This window comes from Lacinutrix sp. WUR7 (genome assembly GCF_016864015.1).
In the GTDB taxonomy this organism is placed as follows: domain Bacteria; phylum Bacteroidota; class Bacteroidia; order Flavobacteriales; family Flavobacteriaceae; genus Oceanihabitans.
Map to the genome: position 1 here is coordinate 2,282,478 of NZ_CP045067.1, position 12,107 is coordinate 2,294,584.

Here is a 12,107-nt window from a genome sequence, read left to right on the forward strand (position 1 = left end):
AAATTTGTTATAATATATCCTCTCTTAATAAATATGCATTTACCGAGCCTTTACTGATTAAGAAATTTAAAATTATTAGAATTTCTGTTTTAGTTTTTATTTCATGTTTTACTTTAGTTCTATTGAGATAAATATATTTTCTAACTAATTGCGCAGTATAGTAAACCGTATTTACTCCTAATTTTTTATGCTCATTTCCTCTAACTAAATCGCTTATCCAAAATACACCTTCTTCTATAAAGTCACTTCCAATTTGATTTAAGAATTGAGCAATAGAATCTAATACAGCTGGATTCTCAGCCAAATCTCTAACAGTTTTTTTGTAAAATAGTTTTTCTCTTTCTTTTAAGCTAACCCAATTTTTTGCATCCTTTCTCCAATGATTCCAAGCTAATAAGTAAGTTTTAATAATACTTTTATAGTAATGTCCTCCTTCATCTTTGCCGAATTCTATTATTTTTGGATAAAAAAGTTCCCAAATTAGCCAAAACTGTTCGTACTGATTTATCTTATCTTCTGCCCAAATAAATTGCTCAAAAAAGTATTTCATTTCATCACTTGATTGAAAATTATCAACAAATGGTTTTATAAACCTATCAATATCACTTACAGGCCTGTATAATACAAAGTATGAGTATTTTTTAAGGAATCTATATCGTAATGAAGAATCAATATCTTGGCTTCTGTCTCTGCTTTTATCTCGGTCTCTATGTCTATTACCCTTTATTAGTTTTTCACTTAGTGACAATACAATTTCTGACACATAATTAAGTAAAGTTTTATCTTCGGTTTTAATAGGGATTATTTGAAAAATGATATCTAAATCTTGTACTGAATAATTATCAACTTTAAAGTCGATATCTTCAAAATCCTTATTAAATGCTTCATCTAATTCTTTTTCATATTGCTTGAAAAACTCTTTTATAATTTCTTGATATGAAACCCTTACTCTGCTATAAGGCATATCTGCTCTTGTTGATTTTTCTTCTTTAATAATATTAAATAGAGGTTTGAATTTTAAAAAACATTGTAATATTTTTAAGGCATTTAATGGAGAGATATCCCATAGATGATTAGCAAAAGCCTTTATTGCAAAATTACAAAACTTAACTTGATGACTTATTGTTCGATTATCCATTAAGACTAAAAACAATAACGAATTGAGTTTGCTACTTTCACCAGGAAATAGATTAATTAAAAACGGGATAGATGAAATTGATACTTCAACACCATCAGATACTTGATAGTTGTATCCATCTTGAAAAGGGGCGGTTGCATATTCAAGTATTGTTTCTTTGCAAAATTCTTTTTCATCTTTTGTTAATTCACTACTATAAAATCTTATGAGTGTTGAGCAAGTAAGTGATGGAATAGCACTGTTAAAAAGATGAAATTGGGAATCACCATTTTTTAACCCATTTATAATTTCTTTAGTTTTATTTAATATTTTTTTAGTGTCATTTTGATATTCTTCATATTTTTCGTGTTTTTTATCTCCTTCAAGTTTGTACGTTGACCATAATTTTAGTCCTGAATGCTTCATAAAAGATAAACTCTCTTTGACTGCCTCTTCACTGTGTTTTTTTAAATCTGCATCAATTTCAGGATTTAAACTCACTAATATTTTGTCCCCTTGTACTTCGGTAGAGATATTCATTTTTCTTTTGTCAAGTCTTGCTAATAAAAGTCTTGTGGTTTTGTCTTTATCAGTTTCCTCATCTCTTTTTGGTAGTTTTTTGTGAAAGCTATCTATGATATCCCAAATTATTCTTGCTCTGTTTTTAGATTCTTCATCACTAATTTCTTCATTTTTGAATAACTGATAGTTTAAGGCTAAGCTTTCTAATGAATTCCATCTATGTGGGTCATCACATGTTTTAATTCTTTCATCAGCATATATTTCATTTTCAGACATTATTCCATAACCTATCGAGTATAAACTTTTAACGTGATATTCAGAAACGGCTCTGGATGTGTCGTAATGAAATAGTTTTTGACAACCGAATAGAACTTTGGCAACATTAAATAATTTATCAGGATACGCTAATACAACACTTGCAACAACAGAAGTTATTGAAGCGGATTTTGACTCTTTTATTAAATAAAGCAACCAGCTTTCAATAATTTCTGATTTATGTTTTTTGGCTATATCCAAAAGATGTTTTTCTAAAGCCATATGTATAGATTGTAATAGATATGGGGTGACAGGAGAGCCATTTCCTCTATACAAATGCCATAAGGATTGACTTATATATTGCTTAACTTTTATTTCATTTGTTAATTGAATTTCGATTTCTTCTATTGTATCTTTATAATCAGAATTGGCATAAAACTCAACTGTTTTATTTGTGAAGTTTATTATGAAATCTAAAGTGTTTTTAAAAGAAAATTTTAATAGGTAATTGATTGGTGTTTGTAATGCACTTGCAGTAGAATAATCGTGTTTAGAGTTTCTTGATATTGAATAATGTTGCTCCATACCTATGCTACTATACAATCCTGATTTTATTGGCGGTTCAAACCAAAATAAGTCTGCTAACTTTAATATATAGTCAGGTAAAGCTATTAAAGTAGGTAATGCTTCTAACTCTGGTTTTAAAATAGATAGGCATAAATCATAATAAGGGTCACTACGGTTAGACCAATTGTTTTCTAATACTTCATCAAATATTATCGATAATTCATCTTTTAATTCAGGAGCACCTTGATTTATAATTTTCACTAATTTTTTTCCTGAATCTTCTGTGTATAAATACTCGTCACTTAGTTGTAGCTTTTTGTAAAAATGTAAAGCAAATAAACTTGCTTTCTTGGTCGATTCTCCTTTGTTGTTGTTACTATTCCATTCCTCTAATAAAGGGGTTAAATATGATAAGTCTGAAATGTCAAAATTTTCAATGTTTTTGTTAATTAAATCAATAACAGAATGCCAACCATTACCTTTTGGTTTTGTAAATAAATACTTTAGGTCTAATTCTTTGCCAAATAACTTATAAAGACTATTATCAACTTCTTTACAGGCAATTCTTAAAAAGAATATCGACTTTTTTAAAATCGAATATTCATCATTTATAATTAACTCGTGAAATTGTGTAAAAAACTCATCTGAATAATCTGAAAGTAGAATAGATACAAGTGTCTCATCTTTCCAAGTTTGGTCAATAGATTTGTCTATAAAAACATTTTCTATAAATGACTTGATTTCATCAAGGTTCTCTATTAACTTATCTGATAACCATATTCTAAATGCACGCCTAATAGTTAAGGATAAACCAATTTTAGAAACGAAATCTTTATTAGATAAAGATTGTAAGTAAGTTCTTTCTATAAGTTTATTTAATCCCCATTCTTCATAAATATCGTGAGTAATAAAATAACCACCATTTGCTGAATTATAATCAATTATTTCATCGCTTTGCAGAAGTGAAAGAGTTGCAGGTTGGCATCCACTTGGGTTTACGAAAAAATTACCACTGTCGCTTCTTTCTTTTATGATAGCTAAAAAGCATTCTTCTCTATTTATATGAGTATTCTGTTTTCTGTAAGAAGAATTTTGAATTTTTTTTAGCCACAAAATATTTTTAAATTCTGAATAATTTATAGTGTTATCAATACTATTGTAATTTTTAAGATATTCATTAAGATAAAAAGGATTTAGTGTGATTTTTTTTAACCTTTCATTTATCGGTAATTGAAATTTGAATTCTTCTGATAATTTGATTAGTTCCGACTCTGTTAAATTATTTATACCTATTTGTTTAAACGGAAGTCTGAAAACTTCTATAAATTGAAATCTTAGGTCATCTAAATAACTTAATCTTGTTGTGAATAAAATAGACCAAGAGTTTTTAATTAAAGCGGAAATGAATTCTTTGATGGGTTCTTGGTTTTCTAAATCTGATATCTTTTCAGCTGAATCAATAACAATTATTTTCCTTTCTTCTTTGTTATGTGCTTCCGTAAAGTCATTTAAGGATAGATTATGGTGTTTTTTAAAAAGTAATTGAATATCACTAAGTTCAAATTCTGATGCCTTAAAAATATAGAAAGGGAATGAGTCTTTATTATCGTTATAAAATTCTTTTATTATTGCTGTTTTTCCACAACCACCTTCTCCACTAATAATAACAATTCCAGATTTGTCAACCTCTTCTCGGATATCATTAATAATTGATATTCTATCAATTATTATTCTATTTTTCTCATATTCAATGTTTTCCTGAATAGGTCTAAGTAGATTTTCAGAGTGATTTTTTATTTCATTTAAACTATCAATTACGCTCTTATCTAAGCTAAAAAAGAAGTCATTTAAGTAATTGTTTTTTGGAAGAGCAAGTTGTCTTTCAAAATGACTTGGAACTCTCCATTCAATTTCTACTTTAAGTTTTTTAGCGATTTTTTCTATTTCTTTTTTGTAAGCTGGGTTTTTTACTTTCTTTGTTGAACTTTCCGAAAATTCTTGATTCAAATAAAATAGAATCTTATTTAGTTTAGGGTTTTCTCTTTTACCTTTTTCTATTGATTCAATTATTTCATCTTTATTATCAGATATTTTTGTTTCATAAAATTTCGCTTGAAATCCAATATATATACCTTCGAAATTTATAGGCTCTGTTTCTATTCCTGTTTGATTCTTGAATCGAAAAACACCCGTATCATTTCCATACTCATTACAGAAAAGTTGATAAGCAAGACTTTCAAATGAAGAGGTTTCTTTGCCATTAAATTTAGCTTTAAAATTATTCCAATTTATCTGAATCATATTGCTCTAAAAAAATGTTATTTTGAATATAGGGAGAGATAATAAATATAGGGAAAATCAATTAGTTGATGTTATACTTTGATACAAATTCTGTTTTTTTTTTGAATAAATTATAGTTAGTTTTATAATTTTATCTAACTGAATTTAAATATTTTTTTTAAGAACCATGGTATTAGCTTCAATTTTTATATTAGAACATTTCTTATTTGATGAGCCACAAACTATTAATTTCGGAGGAAAATATACTTGCGAATTTTTACTTAACAAAGAGAAAACCGAAATCGAATTGACGTTAACCGAGAATGAAAAACATATTCCTGATTTCTTTGGTGATAATATTTCACTCATATCTGCTTTAGTCGGAGCGAATGGTACAGGGAAAACTACGGTTATGTCTATTGTCAATAAATTTAGAGATTTTAGCCGAGCTGTATTTGTATATGATGACGGAGGAGAAGAACCTATCATTGATAATAGGACAGGTGTAAGAGGCGAAAATGGGAACCCTACGATCAAAAATCAAATCAATATTTATTATAAATCCATAGAACAACACTCTATTGCTACAGATGATATACCCAAGCTGTATTATACATCTATACCTGATGTTGAACTTGAAAGTTTTTCATCTGCCTTAAATATTAACCCAAAACGCAACCAAACTATTGATGATTACCATTTTGATAAAATTGAAAAAAATGTATTGTTTTTGAGTAGTGATTTAAGTGTGGCTTTAAAAAAGAGGTACAGTGAAATACCGCTTTATAATAAATTATTTATTTCGGCAAAGCCATTGTCTAAAAGGGATTTGCGTAACACCTATGGTGGTTTTAAGGAAGATGGAGATATTGAAATTATCCAAAAACAGAATCTGGATGACCTTTGGGATACGTATGAAATAAAAGAAGAAAATCTAAACCATTTGACTAATAATGGTTTAGATTTTTTTAAAAATATAGAGGTTAATATTTTATCATACATTGTTATTGATGCAACCTCCATGAAAACTATATATAATGGTAGGCCAGATGTTCTTTTTGAAGAATTTTTAGTTAAGAAAGATTTTATTGAAAAGCTTATTGACTTTTTGAGTCACAAGATAGCTTTTATAGACAAGTATCTTTATCAGAGAGTAAAGAACGAATTGAAGGTTCTAAACTTTAATACGTCATTAGATTTATTAGATGGTTTAGATTTCAATGATGAGCTGGATAAAAAAGAAATGCGTGTTTTAGAAAGGTTCGAAAAAATTAGATTGACAAGTCTATCTAATTCTTCAAGTTCAGATAATGTCTCTATTCTATATAGTTCTTTAGAAAATTTGATTAATGAAGAATTAGGTGAAAAGGATTTTGAAAATTATAGGAATGGTGTTCAGAAAGTGCTCAAAAGAATTAATACACCTATTTCTGGGACAACGGAAATGCTAAATAAACAGATTCAAAGCTCTATTGATGAATTACAACGAGGTCTTAGATTAAACTTTCAAAGCCATAGAGATAATAGAGCTGAAATTAAAGCTCAAGTTGTAGGTGAATTTAAGCAATCAATTAAACTTTTTTCTTCTATTGTTCATTTTTACGATGTTTTAAAAGAAGTGGAAAAAAGAAAAGGTTTTGACATTAAAGACGGTGTATTAACTATGAATTTAATATCTATTAATTTTAATTCTTTCAAAGAATTATTGCAGGCTTACAGAAAAATGATAGGCTGTTTTAATGAAAACTCTGTGATTAATGCGCAAATTCTTCAATTCACACCTTCTGCGAGATTATCATTTGGTGAGAAGTCACTATTAAATTTATTCAGTGCATTTTATAGCTTTACCCTCAATAAATATGATTTTCAAAGACGTAAAAAAAATTATATTTTACTGTTAGACGAAGCAGATTTAGGATTTCACCCATTATGGAAAAGAAGATATGTGAGTTATCTTTTAAATGTTCTACCTGACATTTTTAAACAGCTTTTTGTAAAACTTGATAGTCATTCCACTATTGAGGAAGCTGAGGTTGAGAATATATCTCCAAAAATTCAAATCATTTTGGCAACTCATGACCCATTGGCGTTATCAGATATCCCAAATCACAATGTAATTTATATTAAGAAAGATGAAAATTTAAAATCAAAAATTTTAGGAAATATAGCAGAGGATGAACGACCTAGAAAATCATTTGGGGCAAACATTTCTGACCTTATAGCTCATTCTTTTTTTATCGAAGGTGGATTAGTTGGTGATTTTGCAAGTAAGAAAATTAATCAAACGATTGCTTGGTTAAATTTGCAGATGGGAAAAGATTTCAATTCTGAATATAAGATAATTGACGATCCAATATATCATAAAAAAGTTATCGAGTTAATCGATGAGCCAATAGTACGTCATAAACTCCGACAAATGTACATTGAAGCAACTAATGATAAAGAAGCAATAGAGAAAGAAATAGAACGTCTAAAACGTAAAATTAAAAAAAGATGATTAACATTCGAACTAATCAAACAGGTCATGCGTTAAAATTGCATCAAGATGGATTGAAAGGAGAAATTGTTGCAAGAGCAAAAAGGATTTATAAAAATCATAAAAATTCCATGGGAAGGATTCCTTTTCGTAGATTAATTGTTTTTTTGGAAGAAAATGAGTCAAGAATTTTGGTTAGCGAATTACCTGCTGTTATTGGAATACAGCAACAGCTATTTCATGAATTCGGTGATTCGTCTGACCTTCGAAGCGATTTGGAAAACATAATTAATTATAAATGGTTTCGAAAATATAAAAAAGGGAAGCACGATGGCTTTAAATTAGCTAAAGCACTTTCAATTGATGTTTGTCCATACTGTAATAGGAATTATACTACTTCTCACAATATAGAAGGTACTACTAAAAATGTATTTCCTGAATTTGACCATTATTACCCTCAGCGAAGATACCCTTTGTTAGCACTTTCATTTTATAATCTAATTCCAAGTTGTAATGTTTGCAATACACATTTTAAAGGTGATGACGACCCGAATGATGCTGAGCATAATATATTTTATCCATATTCAACTTTAAACCCAGTTAAGCACTTTAATTTTGATTTTTCACCTTTGGATTATTCAAGTCTAATTGGAAAGTCAACTAATTTTGATACATCAATTAATACTCTTAAATACACTTCATCTAAAGACATTAAGGATTTAGTTGAAGGTTCTTTGGATTACTTTAATATAGTGGGAACATATAATGCTAATCATAAAGGGTTAATTAAAGCCTTAATTAATAAGCGTGTCAATCACTCCAATTCTTATATGAAGAGTTTATTTGATAATTATGGAATCACAAGAGAAGAAGCATACCACATTCTTTTTGAATCATATTATGAAGATGAAAAGCTATTGAAACGCCCTTTAAGTAAGTTGAAGAAAGATATTTTTAACGAAATAGAATCTTTAAGTTAAAATTGAATTATAATTTTAAGGGAGTTCGATATATTCTAATCAACAAATATTAATCAATTTGTTAACTATTTTTGAGAAGTTTAGTAAATGTTTGGTAGCGTGGTAAAAAAGAAACCTCAACAAATTGATTATCAATAGGCTGAGGTTTTTTAATGTGGAGTCGGAGAGAATCGAACTCTCGTCCAAACAAGTAACCAAAGGGCTTTCTACACGTTTATTCTTTTCTTAGGTTTTCGATTGCAAGCTGGTTAAAGACAACCCACTTACAACTTATCTTTTTTATCTCGAAAGTGCATCAAAGCGCTACACAGTCATAGTCAATTTTTACGATATCTCAAATGGAACGCCATTAACTAAGGCTTTCCGGAGACATAAAGCTCGCTCACCTAGTGAGCCGAGGCTTAATCCTACTATAATTCGGATTAGGCAGCTAAAGCGTAGTTATTCTCGCCGTTTAAAAAGTTGAAATAAGTATTTACGAGTATAATCTCATTACTCGACGTGCTTACCGTTTCATTAATCTCGCTGTCAAAACCAGTCGACCCCAAAATTTGTAATGGTAATTAGTGCGTTACGCATTTTTGCTTTTAAGGGCAAAAATGCGTCAGGCTTTCCGCTATATCTTTTGCTAGAAAAAAGCAAAAGGATGTCGCTGCAATCCTTAACGCGCGCAAACCTAAACAAAAGCATCGGTTTACAAATGCAAAGTTATTAAAAAGTTTGTATAACCTCGCAATTCCTATTACTTTAGTGCAAAAATTATTCCAACAAGATGTTCCTGACAAATATTCGTGAACTCGTAATTAGAATAAATCCAATAGTATAACCATAAGATTCCCACTTTCGTGAGAATGAAAAAATAAATTTTCAATGAAATTCGCCATCATTAAAGAACGCAAAAATCCACCAGACAGACGTGTGGTTTTCTCACCAGAAAAACTAGCCGAAGCTCGTGCGCAATTCCCACAAGCAACCTTTGTTGTAGAGTCTAGCGATATTCGCGTGTTTCCAGATGCCGCATATAAAGCATTAGGATTTGAGGTGACAGAAGATGTGTCTGATGCAGATGTCATGATTGGTGTAAAAGAAGTGCCAATCGATAATTTAATTCCCAATAAAAAATATTTTTACTTTTCGCATACCATAAAAAAACAACCATATAATAGAAAGTTACTTTTAGCAATGCTAGAAAAAAACATCGAGATGTATGATCATGAAACCATTGTAAAACAAAGTGGTGCTCGATTAATAGGTTTCGGACGCTATGCAGGATTGGTTGGAGCATATAACGGATTTAGAGCATTGGGTTTACGTGACGGATTATTTAACTTGCCAAAAGTAGAAAATCTTGCAGATCTAGATGCTGTAAAAGCCGAACTAGATAAAATAACACTTCCAAATATTAAAATCCTTTTAACAGGAACAGGAAAAGTAGCTTTAGGAGCAAAAGAAATATTGGATCATTTACAAATAAAAGAAGTTACTGATGCATTGTATTTAACGTCTAAATTCACAGAGCCTGTTTATGTCATGGCAGATGTGATGGAATATGCAAAACGTAAAGATGGTAAAGTAGGAGATAAATGGGCTTTTTATAAAGACCCTACCGGTTATGAAAGTAACTTTATGCCGTATGCAAAAGAAACCGATTTCTTTATTGCGGGACACTTTTATGGCAATAATGCACCTTATTTATTTACCAGAGAAGATGCTAAATCACCAGACTTTAAAATTAATTTAATAGCAGATATTTCTTGTGATGTAGACGGACCAGTAGCTTCCACTTTAAAGGCATCCACTATTGCCGATCCATTTTACGGATATGATGCTAAAACCGAAAGCGAAGTTGCGTTTAATGCAAAAGACGCTATAACGGTTATGGCTGTAGATAATTTACCTTGTGAATTACCAAAAGATGCAAGTGAAGGTTTTGGCGAAATGTTTTTAGAACACGTAATTCCTGCATTTTTTAATGAAGATAAGCGAGGCATATTAAAACGAGCTAAGATTACAGAAAACAAGCAACTTACCGAAAGGTTCTCGTATTTACAAGATTACGTAGACGGAAAATAGTATCAGAATTTAAAAGCACAACATGAATAAAACAGCATTAATAACAGGAGCAGCATCTGGATTAGGTTATGAACTAACCCTTTTATTAGCTAAAGATGCATACCGTTTAGTCTTAGTAGATATCGATGCAGCCAATCTTGCTAGAGTTAAAACCGAATTAGAACGTGATTTTAAAGTAGAAGTTATAACACTAACAAAAGATTTAAGCCTTCCAAATATAGCGCAAGAAATCATGGATGATTTAGATAATGCGCCAATTGATGTGCTAATTAATAATGCAGGATTTGGATTGTTTGGTTCTTTTGCGGAAACGAATTGGGAACGAGAATCTGCGATGTTGCATGTGCATGTCATGACCACAACCCATTTAACCAAACTAGTGTTAGAAGGAATGGTAAAACGTAAATCTGGAAAAATATTAAACATGTCATCATTGGCAGCATTTCAGCCAGGACCTTTAATGTCTATTTATTATGCTTCTAAAGGATATATGCTTTCTTTTTCTGAAGCTATTGCAAACGAATTAAAAGGTTCTGGAGTTACGGTAACCGCTTTATGTCCTGGACCAACGAAAACACATTTTCAAGAAACGGTTTCAGAAGATAGCAAAGACAATAAAATAACTTTTAATATGGCTTGCGCAAAAGAAGTCGCAGCTTATGGTTATAAAGCGATGCTTAAAGGGAAAGCTTGTGCAATTCCGGGTGCTTTTAATAAGTTTTTGGCAGTATTGCCACGATTTATGCCAAGAAAAGCAGCAGCTTCTATTGTTAGAAAACTTCAAGAGAAGAATAGAGAGGATTAATTTTTTTCTGTTTTTTGAAATACTTGAAACATTCGAAAGCTAATTGCTAAAAAACTACCAAACCCAAATGTGAATAGCCATACTTCTAAATGTTGGTTTGGTTGTATAATCATGTTTAAAATATCTTTAAACAGTGCAGTTGGATGTTGTAAAATATCCCAAGAATTATATCTTAAAAATCGACCTAAGTAAATCCCAAAAGCGGTTAGTGGAAAGAGCGCATAAATAACATAGCTTACTTTGTTTTCACTAATATGCTTTTGTAATACTTCTTTTATATCTGCTAGACTTAAAAAGAAAAGTATTAATCCGTTATATGCAAAAGAGGTTATTACTAAAACATCTAACCAAAAATATGGGTTTTTACTTATTTTTAAATGAATCAAGTCGGTAATAATATAAGGTGCATTTGGCAAAAAGAGTAACCAAATGCCAAACCAAATTGCAAGCTGCCATTTATTAGTGCTCTCTTTACTTTTGAGATAGGTGGTTATGGCATAAGGGATCACTGCTAGAAATAGATTCCATATTAAGAATATGAAGAAAAAGGTATGTGTGATTTTCATGCGTATCATGAGTAAGAATATGCTTAAAAACATTGATGCGCTTAATATCGCAAGGACTTTGTATTGGCTAAATAAAACGGATTTTAAATTATGCATAGGCTTGTGTTTTGAATTCGAATATGAGGATGCTAATAAAACCTAGTGTGTATGCTATTAGATCGGAGATGCTAAAAGTACTTCCTAAAATAATTTTTGCTAGTTTGTTGTTGTCTAGGTTTGTGATTTCTAGAAAATTGGTGAGTTGTAAAAACTCGATGCCGTAAGAAATAATTAAAACTACTATTGCTAAATAAAAAGGCTTGGTTTTAATGCAGCTTTTAAACATACAATAGAGTAGTATTACTGCTAGATAATCTCCAAAAGTATGACGTATAAATCCATCTTTTAAAAAGATTGCTATTAAAGCTTCTACTATAAAAAGTAGGATAAAAGTAATGAAGTAGTTTTTGTTGTATTGTAGTTTCAT

At 30.1% G+C, this 12,107-nt stretch carries 7 protein-coding genes and 1 other RNA gene; 4 read left to right on the forward strand and 4 right to left on the reverse strand.

The annotated features are described in order from the left end of the window. Window positions 1-7: 7 nt before the first annotated feature. Window positions 8-4,762 carry an AVAST type 4 anti-phage nuclease Avs4 gene (avs4, locus tag FG167_RS09950; protein WP_203458146.1) on the reverse strand — a complete coding sequence of 1,585 codons (4,755 nt, stop codon included), beginning with the start codon at window positions 4,760-4,762 and terminating at the stop codon, window positions 8-10. A gap of 166 nt (window positions 4,763-4,928) precedes the next feature. Between avs4 and FG167_RS09955 the strand changes: the two genes are divergently transcribed. Together FG167_RS09955 and FG167_RS09960 are read left to right on the forward strand one after the other, a co-directional pair. Next, on the forward strand, window positions 4,929-7,238 hold the full coding sequence (locus FG167_RS09955) for a hypothetical protein (protein ID WP_203458147.1): 2,310 nt from the start codon (window positions 4,929-4,931) through the stop codon (window positions 7,236-7,238). Beyond that, window positions 7,235-8,197: a hypothetical protein gene (locus FG167_RS09960; RefSeq protein ID WP_203458148.1), complete on the forward strand. Its 963-nt coding sequence runs from the start codon at window positions 7,235-7,237 to the stop codon at window positions 8,195-8,197. Before FG167_RS09955 ends, FG167_RS09960 begins: the two co-directional genes overlap by 4 nt. A gap of 152 nt (window positions 8,198-8,349) precedes the next feature. Here FG167_RS09960 and ssrA read toward each other — a convergent pair. Then, window positions 8,350-8,743: a transfer-messenger RNA gene (gene ssrA, locus FG167_RS09965) on the reverse strand. Window positions 8,744-9,067: 324 nt separating this feature from the next. Here ssrA and FG167_RS09970 point away from each other — a divergent pair. Further along, complete coding sequence (locus FG167_RS09970; protein ID WP_203458149.1) at window positions 9,068-10,270, forward strand: NAD(P)-dependent oxidoreductase; 1,203 nt, start codon at window positions 9,068-9,070, stop codon at window positions 10,268-10,270. Between the two features lie 22 nt (window positions 10,271-10,292). Next, window positions 10,293-11,075: an SDR family oxidoreductase gene (locus FG167_RS09975; protein ID WP_203458150.1), complete on the forward strand. Its 783-nt coding sequence runs from the start codon at window positions 10,293-10,295 to the stop codon at window positions 11,073-11,075. Here FG167_RS09975 and FG167_RS09980 read toward each other — a convergent pair. Both FG167_RS09980 and FG167_RS09985 read right to left on the reverse strand, forming a co-directional pair. After that, window positions 11,072-11,737 carry a DUF1361 domain-containing protein gene (locus FG167_RS09980; RefSeq protein WP_203458151.1) on the reverse strand — a complete coding sequence of 222 codons (666 nt, stop codon included), beginning with the start codon at window positions 11,735-11,737 and terminating at the stop codon, window positions 11,072-11,074. The genes FG167_RS09975 and FG167_RS09980 overlap by 4 nt on opposite strands. Further along, window positions 11,730-12,107: a DUF2809 domain-containing protein gene (locus tag FG167_RS09985; RefSeq protein ID WP_203458152.1), complete on the reverse strand. Its 378-nt coding sequence runs from the start codon at window positions 12,105-12,107 to the stop codon at window positions 11,730-11,732. Before FG167_RS09985 ends, FG167_RS09980 begins: the two co-directional genes overlap by 8 nt.